This is a genomic window from Arenibaculum sp. (genome assembly GCF_035998295.1).
Taxonomy (GTDB): Bacteria; Pseudomonadota; Alphaproteobacteria; order Azospirillales; family Azospirillaceae; genus DASYHS01.
In genome coordinates this window covers 40,322-56,156 of the sequence record NZ_DASYHS010000176.1, presented here as the reverse complement: position 1 = coordinate 56,156, position 15,835 = coordinate 40,322, and the positions used below count along the sequence as shown (strand labels likewise).

General features: G+C 70.2%; 15 protein-coding genes and 1 pseudogene. 10 read left to right on the top strand and 6 right to left on the bottom strand.

What is annotated here, in order from left to right; all coding sequences use genetic code 11:
• Nucleotides 1–4 precede the first annotated feature (4 nt).
• The 3 genes from VGO20_RS17930 to VGO20_RS17920 form a co-directional block, all read right to left on the bottom strand.
• On the bottom strand, nt 5–223 hold the full coding sequence (locus tag VGO20_RS17930) for a hypothetical protein (RefSeq protein ID WP_327503741.1): 219 nt from the start codon (nt 221–223) through the stop codon (nt 5–7).
• 205 nt (nt 224–428) lie between these two features.
• Nucleotides 429–1,442 (bottom strand): threonine/serine dehydratase family protein, encoded by a 1,014-nt coding sequence (locus tag VGO20_RS17925; protein ID WP_327503740.1) that lies wholly within the window; start codon nt 1,440–1,442, stop codon nt 429–431.
• Nucleotides 1,443–1,534: 92 nt separating this feature from the next.
• Complete coding sequence (locus tag VGO20_RS17920) at nt 1,535–3,499, bottom strand: lytic transglycosylase domain-containing protein (RefSeq protein ID WP_327503739.1); 1,965 nt, start codon at nt 3,497–3,499, stop codon at nt 1,535–1,537.
• 69 nt (nt 3,500–3,568) lie between these two features.
• Between VGO20_RS17920 and dapA the strand changes: the two genes are divergently transcribed.
• Both dapA and smpB read left to right on the top strand, forming a co-directional pair.
• The gene (gene dapA, locus VGO20_RS17915) at nt 3,569–4,444 is read left to right on the top strand and encodes a 4-hydroxy-tetrahydrodipicolinate synthase (RefSeq protein WP_327503737.1); all 876 of its coding nucleotides are present in this window, start codon (nt 3,569–3,571) and stop codon (nt 4,442–4,444) included.
• A 27-nt stretch (nt 4,445–4,471) separates the two neighbouring features.
• A complete protein-coding gene (gene smpB, locus VGO20_RS17910; RefSeq protein ID WP_327503736.1) occupies nt 4,472–4,948 on the top strand; it encodes an SsrA-binding protein SmpB in 477 nt (158 codons plus the stop codon).
• Here the strand turns inward: smpB and VGO20_RS17905 are convergent.
• Together VGO20_RS17905 and VGO20_RS17900 are read right to left on the bottom strand one after the other, a co-directional pair.
• On the bottom strand, nt 4,945–5,607 hold the full coding sequence (locus VGO20_RS17905) for a uracil-DNA glycosylase family protein (RefSeq protein WP_327503735.1): 663 nt from the start codon (nt 5,605–5,607) through the stop codon (nt 4,945–4,947). The two genes, smpB and VGO20_RS17905, sit on opposite strands and share 4 nt — an antisense overlap.
• Nucleotides 5,604–6,176, bottom strand: a complete 573-nt coding sequence (locus VGO20_RS17900; RefSeq protein ID WP_327503734.1) for a LabA-like NYN domain-containing protein — start codon at nt 6,174–6,176, stop codon at nt 5,604–5,606. The genes VGO20_RS17905 and VGO20_RS17900 overlap by 4 nt, the downstream gene beginning before the upstream one ends.
• Before the next feature lie 204 nt (nt 6,177–6,380).
• Between VGO20_RS17900 and folK the strand changes: the two genes are divergently transcribed.
• The 8 genes and pseudogenes from folK (at nt 6,381) to era (ending at nt 13,544) form a co-directional block, all read left to right on the top strand.
• Entirely contained in the window at nt 6,381–6,881 is a 501-nt protein-coding gene (folK, locus tag VGO20_RS17895; protein ID WP_327503733.1) for a 2-amino-4-hydroxy-6-hydroxymethyldihydropteridine diphosphokinase, read from the top strand.
• Between the two features lie 125 nt (nt 6,882–7,006).
• A pseudogene (gene rpoZ, locus VGO20_RS17890) lies at nt 7,007–7,366 on the top strand (DNA-directed RNA polymerase subunit omega); the annotation flags it as partial.
• 276 nt (nt 7,367–7,642) lie between these two features.
• A complete protein-coding gene (locus VGO20_RS17885; protein WP_327503731.1) occupies nt 7,643–9,811 on the top strand; it encodes a RelA/SpoT family protein in 2,169 nt (722 codons plus the stop codon).
• A gap of 213 nt (nt 9,812–10,024) precedes the next feature.
• Complete coding sequence (locus VGO20_RS17880; protein ID WP_327503730.1) at nt 10,025–10,570, top strand: DUF2062 domain-containing protein; 546 nt, start codon at nt 10,025–10,027, stop codon at nt 10,568–10,570.
• Nucleotides 10,571–10,607: 37 nt separating this feature from the next.
• A complete protein-coding gene (gene acpS / locus VGO20_RS17875; RefSeq protein WP_327503729.1) occupies nt 10,608–11,045 on the top strand; it encodes a holo-ACP synthase in 438 nt (145 codons plus the stop codon).
• A gap of 24 nt (nt 11,046–11,069) precedes the next feature.
• Complete coding sequence (gene lepB, locus VGO20_RS17870; RefSeq protein ID WP_327503728.1) at nt 11,070–11,837, top strand: signal peptidase I; 768 nt, start codon at nt 11,070–11,072, stop codon at nt 11,835–11,837.
• Complete coding sequence (gene rnc, locus VGO20_RS17865; RefSeq protein ID WP_327503727.1) at nt 11,834–12,553, top strand: ribonuclease III; 720 nt, start codon at nt 11,834–11,836, stop codon at nt 12,551–12,553. The genes lepB and rnc overlap by 4 nt, the downstream gene beginning before the upstream one ends.
• Nucleotides 12,554–12,602: 49 nt before the next feature.
• Nucleotides 12,603–13,544, top strand: coding sequence for a GTPase Era (gene era / locus VGO20_RS17860; RefSeq protein ID WP_327503726.1), 942 nt, complete (start codon nt 12,603–12,605; stop codon nt 13,542–13,544).
• 26 nt (nt 13,545–13,570) lie between these two features.
• Here the strand turns inward: era and VGO20_RS17855 are convergent, their stop codons facing one another.
• Nucleotides 13,571–15,676 carry a putative bifunctional diguanylate cyclase/phosphodiesterase gene (locus tag VGO20_RS17855; protein ID WP_327503725.1) on the bottom strand — a complete coding sequence of 702 codons (2,106 nt, stop codon included), beginning with the start codon at nt 15,674–15,676 and terminating at the stop codon, nt 13,571–13,573.
• Between the last annotated feature and the right edge of the window lie 159 nt (nt 15,677–15,835).

Here is a 15,835-nt window from a genome sequence, read left to right as displayed (position 1 = left end):
CCCCTCAGGCGGCGTTGTCGACCACGGCCACGAGCCCCGCGAGCGCGCCGTACGCTTTCCGGTCCGCGCGCAGCCCCTCCAGCGTCTCCCGCAGGCTCTCCTGGGCGAAGGTGCAGGTCTGCCGGTCGAGCTCCGCCCGGGTGATCTCGATGAAGGCATCGAGGAGGCGGGCATGGACGCGGCAGGAGGCGCGGATTTCCGAGGGGATCGTCGTCGGGAACATCGTTCGAGGTCCTTTGGCAGCGCGTGTTGAAGATGACGCTATTACGCCGTTTCCCTGGTTAACGACTGGTAAAAGACTTCCCCTGCAAGGACCGGGCAGAGGGTTTACCCCTTTCGGGCATCACCTTCACGGAGGTTTCGAAAATAGAACCAAGGGGGAGGGTACGTTAACCTTTCGATTACTTCGGCGATACCACAAATAGCCATCAACCCGCCGTTATTGCCGCCGCCCGGCGCAGGGCCTCGCAGTGAAGCGCGGGCTCCACGTTGCCGCCCGAGCAGACGACCACGACGGTGCGGCCCTCGACCGGGATGCGGCCGGCCAGGACGGCGGCCAGCGCCACGGCGCCGCCGGGCTCGACGACGAGCTTGAAATACTCGAAGGCGGCCGCCATCGCCGTGCAGACCTCGTCGTCGCCGACCGCGACCCCGCCCGCAAGGAGCGCCCGGTTGACGGCGAAGGTGATCCTTCCCGGCGTCGGCGCCAGCAGCGCGTCGCAGAACGACGTCGCCGCGGGGTCGTTGCCGACCCGCGCGCCGGCCTCCAGGGACCGCCGATGGTCGTCGAAGCCCTCCGGCTCGGCGGAATGGACGCGCAGGCCGGGCAGGCGCTCGGCGAGCGCCAGGGACACGCCGGCGACCAGGCCGCCCCCGCCCGCCGGCACCAGGACGTCGTCCGCCTCGATCCCGAGCACGGCGGCCTGGTCGGCGATCTCGATGCCGATCGTGCCCTGGCCGGCGATGACGTAGCGGTCGTCGTAGGGACGGACGAGCGTCGCGCCGGACGAGGCGGCGAGCGAGGCTGCGATCGCCTCCCGGTCCTCGGTCCACCGGTCGTACTGAACGACGCGCGCACCCCAGGCGCGGGTGTTCGCCGTCTTCACCGGCGGCGCGTCCGACGGCATCACGATCGTCGCCGGGACGCCCAGCAGGCGGGCGGCGGCGGCCACGCCCTGGGCGTGGTTGCCGGACGAGAAGGCGACGACGCCGCGCCTGCGCTCCTCCTCGGGTATCAGGCTGACCCTGTTGAAGGCGCCGCGGAACTTGAAGCTGCCGGTGCGCTGGAGCATCTCCGGCTTGACGAGGAGCCGCCCGCCGAGCCGGTCGTTGAGCAGGGGCGACTCGAGCAGCGGCGTCTGCACGGCCTTGCCGCGCAGGCGCGCGGCGGCGTCCAGCACGTCCGTGAAGACGGGAAGGTCGGCGCTGGGGACGGTGGACATGGTCTGGAGATCCGGTGCCGGTGGCGACCGGATAGCCTTCGCACGCCGCGCCGCGCCGGGCAAGGGCGCGGCGCGGCGAGCCTTTCGGCCCCTCAGCGCCGCAGGTCGTCTCCGAGCGTCAGGCGGTAGGTGCCGCCGTTCAACCGCGCCCGGTAGACGTACATGCCCTCCATCACGCGCTGGACGTAGTTGCGCGTCTCGTAGATCGGGATCATCTCGATCCAGTCGATCACGTCGACGCCCTCGGCGCGCGGGTCCCCGAACTGGCGCAGCCAGCCCTGCACCCTGGACGGGCCGGCGTTGTAGGCCGCCGTTGCCAGGACGTAGGAGCCGTTGAACCGGTCGAGCAGGTTCTGGACGTACCAGTTGCCGAGCGTGATGTTGTATTCGGGGTCGTCGGTCAGCCGCACGTTGCTGTGCGTCAGGCCCAGCTTGCCCGCGACCTCCCGCGCCGTCCCGGGCATGAGCTGCATCAGGCCGCGCGCGCCAACCGGGCTGACCGCGCGGCGGTCGAACGTGCTCTCCTGCCGGATCAGCGCGTGTACCAGCGCCGGGTCGGGCACGCCCGGCCGCGGCATATCGATGACGGGGTATCCGTCGGCGACCACGATCGCGTTCTGGGCGCCCTGCTTGCCGGTCCATACCGCCAGGTCGGGGCGGGAGAGGTCGAGGGCCAGCCGGGAGATCAGCGCGTGCTCCTCGGCGTTCGCCGCGTCCAGGCCGAGACGCCTCAGGAACGGGCCCTCGCGGTCCGTCTCCGGGGAGATCTGGTTCAGCATACGGGCGATGCGCACCAGCTCGCGCCCGGCGAACGCCGCCTCGGCCTCGGCGGAGGGCGCCGGCTCGGCCGGAAGCCGCAGCGGCCCGCCATGCGACAGCCGCTCGGCGGCGAGCATGCCGTAGAAGGTCGTGACGTGCTGCGCCGCGAGCCCGTACCAGCGCGTCGCCTCATCGGGCCGCCGCAGCGCCTCGGCCGCCCGGCCCGCCCAGTAGGCGCCCCGGGACAGGCTGATCGGCGAGCCGACGTTCTCGTACAGGGAGTGGAAGTGCCGCAGCGCGTCCTCGGGCCGGTCGAGGAAGCGCAGCGCCAGCCAGCCGGCCAGGAACTCCGCCTGGGCGAAGGGCAGGCCGTCGCGTTGGCCGTGCTCGGCCGCGAGCCGGTAGGCGAGCGCGTAGTCGCCCCGCTCGATGGCGCGGCGCGCGAGGATGTGCTGCTCGCTCCACCATGCGGCCGGCCGGCCGAGCTCGGCCGGCTTGGCCCGGATGATCTCGAGCGCGCCGTCCTCCAGGTCCTTGCGGCGGCGCCAGCGCAAGCGCTCGTACAGCAGGCCGGGGTGTTCCCGCAGCCGGTCGGGGACCGCCCGGATCAGCCCGTCGACGCCCGGCCGCGCCCCCGTCAGCGCCAGTCTCGCCTCGGCCAGCGCCTTCCAGCCGGCGTCGACGACCGGGTACATGCGCCGGGCCGCGCCGGCATTGCCGTCCCAGACCAGCCGGTCGAGCCGGGCGGCGTGGTCGGCCGCGGTGAGGAAGCCGCCGAACCGCCGGAGCAGTTCCCGCTCCTCGTCCGGCGTGAAGTTCCCGTCGATCCAGCGGTCCCGGACCAGCGTGGCGGCCTGCGCCGGGGCGCCGGTCGCGACCAGCGCGTCGGCGTGGCGGATCACCCCGGTCCCCGTCAGCGCCGGGAACCGCTCGAACCACGCCGCCACCTCGCGCCGGTCGAGCGTCGCCGGCATCGCCGCCTCGGCGTTGCGCCGCAGCGCCGCGAGGTTGGGCCAGTGCGGGTTGTCGCTCAGGAACGCCGTGATGACGCGGAAGTCGGTCCCGCCGTCGGGATGGGCCATCTCCATCCAGGCCAGGACCTTGGCCGGCAGCGGCTCGGCCGCCCGGGAGCCGAGCAGGCGGGCATCCGCCCATCGCCCCGCTTCCGCCGCGGCGAAGGCGGCGCGGTAGGCGGCGACGTCCTGCGCCGAGAGCGTCGCCGACGCCCGGGCCGGCGCCGCGGGGAGGAAGGACAGCGTGACTGCCAGCAGAAACGCCGTGGTGGCGATGCTGCGCATGCACTTGCCGACCATTGCCGCCGCGGTTAAGGTTCGGACCCTTGCAGCCATGCCCGCCCGGAGGTTTCCATGTTCACGGGTTCCATCGTCGCCCTGCTGACTCCGTTCGCCGACGGAGCGGTCGACGAGAAAGCCTTCCAGACCTTCGTCGACTGGCAGATCGCCCAGGGTACGCAGGGGCTGGTCCCGGTCGGGACCACCGGCGAGTCGCCGACGCTCTCCCACGAGGAGCACATGCGCATCGTCGAGCTGTGCATCGAGGCGTCGGCGGGCCGGGTCCCGGTGATCGCCGGCACCGGCTCGAACTCGACGGACGAGGCGATCATGCTGAGCCGCCATGCCAAGCAGGCGGGCGCGGACGCCGTCCTGGTGGTGACGCCGTACTACAACAGGCCGACCCAGGAAGGGCTGTATCAGCATTTCAAGGCGATCCATGACGCGGTGGACGTTCCGATCATCATCTATAACATACCCCCACGGTCGGCCGTGGACATGTCGGTGGCGACGATGGCGCGGCTCGCGAAGCTGCCGAACATCGTCGGCGTGAAGGATGCCACCGCGGACCTTGCCAGACCGTTACGGACGCGTATCGAAATCGGGCCCGAGTTCTGCCAGCTTTCCGGCGAGGACGCAACGGTGGCCGCCTTCCTGGCCCAGGGCGGCCACGGCTGCATCTCGGTGACCGCGAACGTGGCGCCGGCGCAGTGCGCGGCCCTGCACAAGGCGTGGCAGGCGCAGGACTTCGCGACGGTGGAACGGCTGCGCGACCAACTGATGCCGCTGCATCACGCGATGTTCGTCGAATCCAGCCCGTCCCCGGTGAAGTACGCGGCGAGCCTGCTCGGCCTGTGCTCCGAGGAGGTGCGGCTGCCGCTCGTGACGGTGTCGGACGCCACGCGGGCCGTGGTGCGCGACGCGATGGTGAAGGCCGGCGTCCTGAACTGACGACGATCGAAACGGGAAGGGAAGAGCATGGCCCGGCAAGGTCCGGAACCGGCGCGGCTGGCGGCACAGAACCGCCGCGCCCGCTTCGATTATTTCATCGACGAAACGCTCGAGGCCGGCATCGTGCTGGCCGGCACGGAGGTGAAGAGCCTGCGCGCCGGCCGGGCCAGCATCGGCGAGAGCTATGCCGGCGAGAGGGACGGCGAGGTATACCTCTTCAACGCCTACATCCCCGAATACACGCTGGCCGGCAAGTTCTTCCAGCACGAGGTCCGGCGGCCGCGCAAGCTGCTGCTCCACAAGCGCGAACGCAACAGGCTGCTGGGATCGATCCGGCGCGAGGGCGTGACGCTGGTGCCACTGTCGATCTACTTCAACGACCGCGGGATCGCGAAGGTCGACATCGGCCTCGCCCGCGGCAAGCGCAAGGTCGACAAGCGCGAGACCGAGAAAGAGCGGAGCTGGCAGCGCGACAAGGCGCGCCTGATGCGCGACAAGGGCTAGCGCGGCTCAGGCCGTCCCAGGTCGCGGGCGAGGCGCGCGAGCACGTCGTCGAACATCGCCGCGGTGAGGCGTCCCGTCCGGGTGTTCTGGCGGGACGGATGGTAGCTGTCGTGAAGCACCAGCGCGCCGATCTCGTGCCGGGCGCCGTGCGAGAAGCCGTGGTCGCCGCGCCGGCGGCCGAGCGCCGCCACGACCGCCTCGTGCGCCACGCGGCCCAGCGCCAGCACGCATCGCGGTCGGGTCGCGGCGATCTCGTCCCGCAGGAAGTCCCGGCAGGCCGCGATCTCGGCCGCGTTCGGCCGGTTGGCCGGCGGGGCGCAGCGTACCGCGTTGGTGATGCGCAGCGCCGGCGCGCCGGGCCCGGCCTGGCCTGAGCGGTCCAGGCCCGCGCGGTCCAAGCCGGCATGGAGGAACGTCCCCGAATCGTCGCCTTCGAACGGGACCCCGGTGCGGTTCGCCCCGCGCAGCGCCGGGGCGAGGCCGACCACCAGCACCGAAGGGGCGGACGGCCCCGCCGCCGGGACGGGAGCGTTGAAGAAGGACGGCCAGCGGCCGCGGTTCTCCGCCCGGTACGCGGCCAGGCGCGGGCAGCGGCCGCAGTCCCGGTCGGGCTCGCGTGGGTCGGCGCGTGCGTCCGCACGCGGGCCCGAAGACGTCACGCGTGGCTGACCGGGCCTTCGGGCGGGTCGCGATGGGCATGGACGCGGGCGATGCTCGCCGAGAGGTCCTGCAGCTCGATGAAGTTGTCGGCCTGCCGGCGCAGCTCGTCGGCGACCATGGGCGGCTGGGAGCGCACCGTGCTGACCACGGAGACGCGGACGCCCTTGCGCTGCACTGCCTCCACCAGGCGGCGGAAGTCCCCGTCGCCGGAGAACAGCAGGATGTGGTCGACATGGTCTGCCATCTCCATCACGTCGATGGCGAGCTCTATGTCCATGTTGCCCTTGATCTTGCGGCGGCCGGACGCGTCGGTGAACTCCTTGGTCGGCTTCGTCACCATCGTGTAGCCGTTGTAGTCGAGCCAGTCGACCAGCGGGCGGATCGGCGAGTATTCCTGATCCTCGACCAGGGCGGTGTAGTAGAACGCCCGGACCAGCCTGCCTTTTCCTGCGAACTGCTCGAGGAGGCGCTTGTAGTCGATGTCGAACCCGAGCGCGCGGGCGGCTGCGTAGAGGTTGGCGCCGTCGATGAACAGGGCGATGCGCTCTTCCTGGTAAAAAATGCCCATAACATTACCCTTTGAGACTATTAGTTGGCTCGAATCAGTGTTGTCGCCAAACTGGTGGAGAGACGTCATTTACGACGATGTGATATTCAAAGGTAAAATAGGGCCCATCCCAGGAATGCACAAGGGGCGTTCCCGGACCTTGGTCCGCCGTTCAGTGACGGGGCCAGGGCCAGGGACAAGGCCGGGAACAGAGGAAGCATCGCATTGATACTGATCGGAATCGGTTCCAATCTCGCCGGCGGGCGGTTCGGCGGACCGCGAGAGGTATGCGAGGAGGCCCTGCGCCGGCTGGAGCGGGGCGGCGTCGAGGTCACCGCCCGGTCGCGCTGGTACCGGACGGCGCCGGTGCCGGTCTCGGAGCAGCCCTGGTTCGTGAACGCGGTGGTCGCCGTCGCGACCTCCCTCGGCCCGGCCGGCCTGCTCGAGGAGCTGCACCGGATCGAAGCGGAATTCGGGCGGATCCGGAAGGTCCGCAACGAAGCCAGGGTCCTCGACCTGGACCTGCTCGCCTATGGCGGCCTGGTGCGGACCGGCCCGGCCGGGCCCGAGCTTCCGCATCCGCGCCTGCACGAGCGCGCGTTCGTGCTGCTGCCGCTGCGCGACGTGGCGCCGGGCTGGCGGCACCCCGCGACCGGGGAGACGCTGGAGGCGCTGATCGCGCGGCTGCCGCCGGGCCAGGCGGCCGAGCCGGCCGATCCCGCCTGACGTCACACCCGGTTATGCTTCCCACTGTGATGCTGCAATGCAGCGCGGGCAGCGGTCGGGTGCTTGTCTGAGCCTCGCCCCACGCGTATATATGGAATCTCGTCCAGGATTGGAGTTGGCACGGTATGGCTCGCGTTACTGTCGAAGATTGCGTACTCAAGGTCCCCAACCGGTTCGAGCTGGTGATGATGGCGGCGCAACGCGCGCGCGACGTCGCGGCGGGGGCCACGCTCTCGATCGACCGCGACAACGACAAGAACCCGGTCGTGGCGCTGCGCGAGATCGCCGACGAGACGGTGGAACTGGACGGCCTGCGCGACGCGCTGGTCCGCGGCCATCAGAAGGTGGTCGAGCAGGACGAGCCGGAGGAGGACATCGTCGAGCTGATGGCCGGCGAGCAGGGCTGGGCCGCGCAGGGCGGGCGTCTCGACGCCCAGGACGACGAGCTCGGCGGCGACGACGACCTCTCCGAGGACGACGACGTGCTGACCCGCATGGACCGGGAGCCGGGCGCCTCGTTAGAGGGCGAGGACGGCAACCTCGTCGACCGCGACGTGAACGACGTCGGCAAGGCCTATGGCGACGACGCCGAGACGCCCAGCGACGCGCTCGACACGCAGGACGACCGCTACTACGACTGACGCCGGAAGACCCCCGACCATGGGCGGGCTGGGCCCGGGAACACTCCGGCGGATGGACGGCCGGGTCGATACGCCGGGGTGGCGTCGGGCCACCTTCCGGGCTGCGGTGGGTTTGGATCGATGATCCGGCAATACGAGCTGGTCGAAAGGGTGAAGGCGTACGATCCGGACGCGGACGAGGATCTGCTGAACCGGGCCTACGTCTTCGCGATGAAGGCCCACGGCTCCCAGACCCGGGCCTCCGGCGACCCGTATTTCTCGCACCCGCTCGAGGTCGCGGGGATCCTGACCAGGATGAAGCTGGACTCGGCGTCGATCGTGACGGCGCTGCTTCACGACACGGTCGAGGATACCGGCGCGACGGTGAAGGACGTCGAACGCCTGTTCGGCGGCGAGGTCGCGCGCCTGGTCGACGGCGTCACCAAGCTGTCGCGGATCGAGCTCCAGCACATCGAGAGCCAGACCGACCAGATCAAGCAGGCCGAGAACTTCCGCAAGCTGGTCCTCGCGATGTCCGAGGACATCCGCGTCCTGCTGGTCAAGCTGGCGGACCGCGTGCACAACATGCGCACGCTCTACCACCTGAAGAACCCGGACAAGCGCAAGCGGATCGCGCGCGAGACGCTCGAGATCTACGCGCCGCTCGCCGAGCGGATCGGCGTCCACCAGATGAAGGACGAACTCGAGGACCTGTCCTTCGCCGAGCTGAACCCGGAGGCGCGGGACAGCATCCTCGCCCGCCTGGCGTTCCTGCGCTCCGAGGGCGGCAACCTCGTCACCCGCATCATCACGGAGCTGCGCCGCAACTTCCAGGACAACGGCGTTCCGGACGCCATGGTCACGGGCCGCGAGAAGACGCCGTACTCGATCTGGCGGAAGATGCAGCGCAAGGACGTCGCGTTCGAGCAGCTTTCGGACATCATGGCCTTCCGGGTCATCGTCGGCTCGGTCGAGCAGTGCTACCAGGCGCTCGGCGTCCTGCACGCGCGCTATCCCGTCGTGCCGGGGCGGTTCAAGGACTACGTCTCGACGCCGAAGCCGAACGGCTACCGCAGCATCCATACCGCCGTGATCGGGCCGGAGCGCCAGCGCATCGAGATCCAGATCCGGACCCAGGACATGCACGAGGTGTCCGAGCTGGGCGTCGCCGCCCACTGGGCCTACAAGCAGGGGCATGCGCGCACGGACGGCAAGCAGTACCGGTGGCTGCGCGAGCTGCTCGACATCCTGGAGCACGCCCAGCGGCCGGAGGAGTTCCTCGAGCACACCAAGCTGGAGCTGTTCCAGGACCAGGTCTTCTGCTTCACGCCCAAGGGCGACCTGATCTCGCTGCCCCGGGGCGCCACGCCGGTCGATTTCGCCTACGCGGTCCACAGCCAGATCGGCGACACCTGCGTGGGCGCGAAGATCAACGGGCGGATGCTGCCGCTGCGCACGCAGCTCCAGAACGGCGACCAGGTCGAGATCGCCACGTCCAAGGCGCAGACGCCGTCGCCGGCCTGGGAGCGCTTCGTCGTCACCGGCAAGGCGCGCGCGCGCATCCGCAAGTTCGTCCGCACCCAGCAGCGCGAGCAGTACATCGACCTCGGGCGCGCCATGCTGCAGAAGCAGTGGCGCCAGGAAGGCTACGACTTCACGGACAAGGCGCTCGACAACGTCCTGAAGATCTTCCAGGCCGGCCATTCGGAAGACCTGCTCGCCAGCGTCGGGTCCGGCCTCCAGTCCGCGCGCGAGATCTTTAACGCCGTCTTCCCCGGCCACAAGGCGGCCGCGGCCGAGCGCGACGACAAGGTGGTGCCGCTCAACCGCCAGCGCGCCAAGGGCCGCAAGGACCAGCCGCTGCCGATCCGCGGCCTGATCCCGGGCATGGCCGTGCATTTCGCCGGCTGCTGCCATCCGCTGCCGGGCGACCGGATCGTCGGCATCGTGACGACGGGGAAGGGGGTCACGATCCATACGATCGACTGCGAGACCCTGGAGAGCTTCCACGACACGCCGGAGCGCTGGATCGACGTTTCCTGGGAGTCGGGGCCCGACACCCCGGAGGAGCATGTCGGCCGCATAAACGTGATCATCGCGAACGAGCCCGGCAGCCTGGGCACGCTCTCGACGGTGATCGGCAAGAACGGCGGCAACATCAACAACCTGAAGATCACGAACCGGAACCCCGACTTCTTCGAGATGCTGATCGACATCGAGGTCAAGGACCTGAAGCATCTCACGAACATCATCGCGGCACTCCGCGCGACGCCGGTGATAAACTCGGTCGACCGGGCTCGGGGCCGCTGAACGCGCCCGGACCCTTCCCGGGGCGCAAACGCGCTCCCGTTCGGGTCGCCTCGAATTTGACGCTAATTCAGTCCCTAATGCCGGTGGCGGGCGTCGTGGGAATGCCCATATGTTGCCAAGCAGATATCTTCGAGCGGCCCGAACCCTGCGATGTCCCGTTCACGATCCGATGCCTCGTATCTCAGCCGCGCCCGGGAGTTCGTCTGGCCGCGCATGGGATGGAGACGCACCGGCCGCTACATGGTCCATCGCGTCGGGCGCATGCCGGGCAGCCCCTACGGCATCGCCGCCGGACTGGCCTGCGGCGCCGCCGTGTCCTTCACGCCTTTCATCGGCCTCCATTTCCTGCTCGCGGCCCTTCTCGCCTGGATGCTCGGCGCGAGCGTCTTCGCATCGGCGGTCGGGACCGTGGTCGGCAACCCCTGGACCTTCCCCGCGATCTGGATCGCGACCTACCGCCTCGGCCGCAACCTGCTGGGCATGGAAGGCTCCGCCGCGAGGGCGGAGTGGCTGACCATGCAGGTACTGGCGGATTCGCCCGGCCAACTGCTGCTGCCCATGGCCGTGGGCGGCCTGATCCTCGGCACGATCGCGTGGTTCGCGACCTTCCTGCTGACGCACAGGCTCATCGCCGGCTACCAGGCGGCGCGCGCGCGCCGCTGCCGGTCCAAGGCCAACGGGACCAGGGCCAACGGGACCGGGGCCAACGGGACCCGGATCGCCGGAAACGGGTCTTCCGGGGCGGGGCAGAAGGTATGATCGCCGCCGCGGCCGGGGCGGGGCAGGGCCTGCGGCCATGATCATCGGCATCGGCAACGATCTCGTCGACATCCGTCGCGTCGAGCGGACGATCGAGCGCTTCGGCGAGCGGTTCATCGACCGCTGCTTCACCGCGCCGGAGCGCGCCAAGGCCGACCGGCGGGGCGGCGGGGCCCACCACGCGCGGGCCGCGACCTATGCCAAGCGCTTCGCCGCGAAGGAGGCCTGCGCCAAGGCGCTCGGTACGGGCTTGCGCCAGGGCGTGTTCTGGCGCGATATGGGCGTCGTGAACCTTCCGGGCGGGCAGCCGACGATGCGGTTGACCGGAGGCGCGCTCGCCCGGCTGGAGGCGATCACGCCTGCGGGCATGGTCGCCGTGATCCATCTCACCCTGACCGACGAGTATCCGTTGGCCGAGGCGCAAGTCATCATCTCCGCGGTTGCCGCTAGTGGTGCCGCCAAACCGGCGCCCTGAGCGCCCCGACACTTTGGCATCGCCATGACCGAATTCACGAGAAAGCAGTCAGCGTCCACGCAGAAGAAGTCCGGCGGCTTCGCGGAGGTGGTCAGAACCCTTCTCTATGCGGTGATCATCGCCGTCGGGTTCCGGACCTTCGCCTACGAACCCTTCAACATACCGTCCTCGTCGATGGTACCGACGCTGCTGGTCGGCGACTACCTTTTCGTCTCGAAGTTCACCTATGGCTACAGCAAGTACACGGTCGGCCTGGGCCTGCCGCTGTTCGACGGCCGCATCCTGGGAAGCGAGCCCGAGCGCGGCGACGTCGCGGTGTTCAAGCAGCCGCGCGACAACCGGACCGACTACATCAAGCGCATCGTCGGCATGCCCGGCGACCGCATCCAGGTGACGGACGGCATCTTGCACATCAACGGCGAGCCGGTGCAGCGCGAGCGCGTGGAGGAGGAGGTCGCCCCGGACGAGTACGGCCGCCTCGTGCGCGCGACGGTCTACCGCGAGACGCTGCCCAATGGCCGCGAGCACCTGATACGCGAGATCAGCGACGCCGGCCCCTACGACAACACCCGCGAGTTCGTCGTCCCGGAGCGGCACTACTTCATGATGGGCGACAACCGCGACAACTCCGCCGACAGCCGCGAGTTCTCGACCGTGGGCTACGTGCCGGAGGAGAACCTGGTCGGCCGGGCCGAGTTCCTCTTCCTCTCCCTCGACGATGCCCGGATCTGGGAGATATGGAAGTGGCCCTTCGCCCTGCGGTTCTCGCGCCTGCTAGACGGCGTGGTATGACCGGCGACGCCGCCGACCTGGCCGAGCTGTCGGCCAAGCTCGGCCATGAGTTCGCGGACCTGCGCCTGCTGTCGGACGCCGTGACCCACCCGAGCCTGTCCGGCCTCGGCCGCTCGACCGCGCGCCGGGCGCCCGGCTTCGCCTACGAGCGGCTCGAGTTCCTGGGCGACCGCGTCCTGGGGCTGGTCGTCGCCGCGTGGCTGCTGGAGCGCTTTCCCGACGAGCCGGAAGGGCATCTGGCCAAGCGGCACGCGGCACTCGTCCGGCGCGAGGCGCTGGGCGTGATCGCGGACGAGCTCAGCCTCGGCCGCCACCTGCGCCTGTCCCAGGGAGAGGCGGACCAGGGCGGGCGCACCAACCGGGCCATCCTCGCGGACTGCTGCGAGGCGGTGATCGGCGCGCTCTACCTCGACGGCGGCCTCGCCAGCGCGCAGGCGCTGATCCGCCGGTACTGGGCGCCCCTGATCGAGCGGGCGGCGCCGCCGCCCCAGGATGCGAAGACGGCCCTTCAGGAATGGGCCCAGGGGCGCGGCAAGCCCCTGCCGGTCTACGAGACCGTCGGCCAGTCCGGCCCCGCGCACGAGCCGCAGTTCGACGTGCGCGTCACGGTCGAGGGCCACGAGCCGGTGACGGCAAGGGCCGGATCGAAGCGGGCCGCCGAGAAGCTGGCCGCGACCACCATGCTCCAGAGCGTGGGAGTTCCCCTCCATGACTGAGCCGATGGAAACCGAGCCTATGGAGAGCGGGCCTATGGATACCGGGCCGATGGACCCGAACGATGTTCCCGACGCGCCGGAAGGCGCGCAACCCGAGCATCCCCGTGCCGGCTTCGTCGCCCTGGTCGGGGCGCCGAACGCCGGCAAGTCGACGCTGCTGAACGCGCTGGTCGGCGCGAAGGTGTCGATCGTGAGCCCGAAGGTGCAGACGACCCGGGCGCGCGTGCTCGGCATCACCATCGAGGGCGACAGCCAGGTGATCTTCGTCGACACGCCTGGCATCTTCGGCGCGAAGAAGCGTCTGGAGCGCGCGATGGTCGCGGCCGCGTGGCAGGGGGCGGCGGACGCCGACCTCGTGGTGCTGCTGGTCGACGCCTCGCGCCGGCAGGTCGACGAGGACACGCGCTCGATCATCGCGACCCTGAAGGACACGGGGCGGCGATGCCACGCGGCCCTGACCAAGATCGACCTGATCGCCAAGGAGAAGCTGCTGGTCCTGGCCGAGGAGCTCGCCCGCGAGGGCGTGTTCGACGAGATCTTCATGGTCTCCGCCGTGACTGGCGACGGCGTCCCGGAGTTCCTGCGGATGCTCGCGGCGCGCATGCCGGAAGGCCCCTGGCTCTATCCCGCGGACCAGATCAGCGACGTGCCGATGCGGCTGCTGGCGGCCGAGATCGTGCGCGAGAAGCTGTTCCTGCAGCTCCACCAGGAGCTTCCCTACGCCACGACGGTCGAGACCGAGGCCTGGGAGGAGTTCGAGGACGGCTCCGTGCGCATCGCCTGCGAGGTCTATGTCGAGCGCGACAGCCAGAAGGCGATCGTCCTCGGCAAGAGCGGCAGCCGGATCAAGAACATCGGCCAGGCGGCGCGCAAGGAGCTGGAAACCTTCCTCGAGCGCCGCGTCCACCTGATCCTGCACGTCAAGGTCCGGGAGAAATGGGCCGAGAACCCCGAGCACTACCGGTCCTGGGGGCTCGACTTCAACGCGTGACGGGGCGGTGGGCGGTCTTCCGCCCGCTATGACGTGACGGCCTCGAGGAGCAGCGGGTCGCGGCGGACCATGCGGTCGGCCTGCTGTTCCGGCATCGGGCGGCCGAACAGGAAGCCCTGGCCGTAATGGGTCGGCAGGCCGCGCAGGAACTCCACCTCGGGCTGGGACTCGATCCCCTCGGCGGTCACCTCCATCAGGAGGGCGTTCGCGAGCACGCCGATGATCCGTACGATCTCGGCGCCGCCCCCGCCCTCCGCGATGCCGGAGACGAAGCTGCGGTCGATCTTCAGCGTGTCGACGGGGAAGCGGCTCAGATAGCTCAGCGACGAGTAGCCGGTGCCGAAATCGTCCAGCGACAGGCGAACCCCCAGCGCCTTCAGCCGCCGCATCAGCTGGACCGACCGTTCCGGGTCCTGCATCAGCAGGCTCTCGGTGATCTCGAGCTTGATCGAGGCGGGGTCGAGGGAGGGATGGGCGTCCAGGACCTCGGCCACCAGGCCGACGAGGTCGTCCTCGGCGAACTGCTTGCCCGACACGTTCACGCTCATGAACAGGTGCTGCGACACGGGATCGCGAAGCCGCTGCCAGGCGGCCAGCCGCTTGGCCGCCTTGTGCAGGGCCCAGCGGCCCATGGGCACGATCAGGCCCGTCTCCTCGGCGACCGGGATGAACTCCGAAGGCTGCATCAGGCCGCGCCGGGGATGGCGCCAGCGCATCAGGGCCTCGAAGCCGGCCAGCCGGCCGGTCGCCATCGAGACGATCGGCTGGTAGAACAGGCACAGCTCCCCGGCGTCGATCGCCGTCCGCAGGTCCGTCTCCAGGCGCAGCATGTCGAGCGCATGGCGGTGGAGCTGGCCGTCGAACAGCTCGACGCGGTTGCCGCCGCCGGTCTTGGCCCGGAACATCGCCAGGCTGGCGTCGCGCAGCATGTCGTCCGGCGCCGCGTAGCCCGACCCGCTCAGCGCGACCCCGACCGAGCAGGTCAGCAGGTGGTCGTCGTCGCCGAGGCGGATCGGCTGGGCGACGGCGTCGGCGAACCGGCGCGCGGCGGTCACCGCGGACGCGATGTCGTCGACCTCGTTCACCAGCAGGCCGAACTCGTCCGCCGAGAGGCGCGCCACCGTGTCGCCGTGGTGGCACGCCTTGTCCAGGCGGGCCGCCGTCGTCATCAGCACCTGGTCGCCGTCGACCGGCCCCAGGCTGTCGTTGATGGTCTTGAAGCGGTCGATGTCGAGCAGCAACACCGCGAACTGCCCGCCCCGGGCGCGCCGGTCGCGGTCCAGCGCCTGGCCGATGCGCTCGATCAGCAGGGTCCGGTTCGGCAGCCCGGTCAGCCCGTCATGGAGCGCGTCGAACAGGAGCTGGCGCTCCGCGCGCTTGCGGGCCGTGACGTCGGTCAGCGACCCGGCCATGCGGACCGGCCGGCCGTCGTCGAGGCGCACCGCGATCCCGCGCACCAGCAGCCAGAGCTCGGACCCGTCGGAATGGCGCATCCGGAACTCGTGTTCGAGATGGCCGGTATCGCCGGTGAGATGCGCGCCGATCGCCGCCTCCAGCTCCGCCCGGTCGGCCGCGACGACGCGCTCGAACCAGGTCCGCGGCGAGGCCGCGACCGCGTCGGCGCAGCCGAGCATCTGCTTCCAGCGCGGGGAGTAGTAGATCTCGTCCGTCTCGAGGTTCCAGTCCCACAGCCCGTCGTTCGCCCCGCGCGCCGCCAGGGCGTAGCGCTCCTCCGACCGGCGGAGCGCCTCCTCGGCGAGCTTGCGTTCGGTCACGTCCGCGACCGAGCCGACGAGCCGGACCGGCTCACCGTCGTGCCCGGGGATGGCGACGCCCCGGCACAGCAGCCAGCACCAGGACCCGTCCGTCCGCTCAACCCGGTGTTCCAGGTGGAAGGGAGGGGCCTGCTCCCCGAGCTGGCCCTGGAAGACGGCGTTGAGCCAGTCCACGTCGTCGGGATGCACGCGGCCGAGCCAGAGGTCGGGGCTGGCGGTGAGATCGCCGCCGGGCAGGCCGAGAAGCTGCAGGAAACGAGCCGAGTAGTAGATCTGGTCGGTCCTGAGGTCCCAGTCCCAGATGGCCTCGCGCCCGGCGCGGATGGCCAGCTCGTACCGCTCGATCAACTGCTCCAAGCTAGCCTCTCGACCCTTCGGACGGTGCGCCGGCCAGCCAGCGACGGGCAACCAGAATCCACGGCCCCGAATGGGCGCCGACATCACCATAAGGGCTAGGCGGCGCGATTTCAAAGGATGTGCGGGCCTCGGTCGCTCCCGGCGTCATGACGCGTGCAA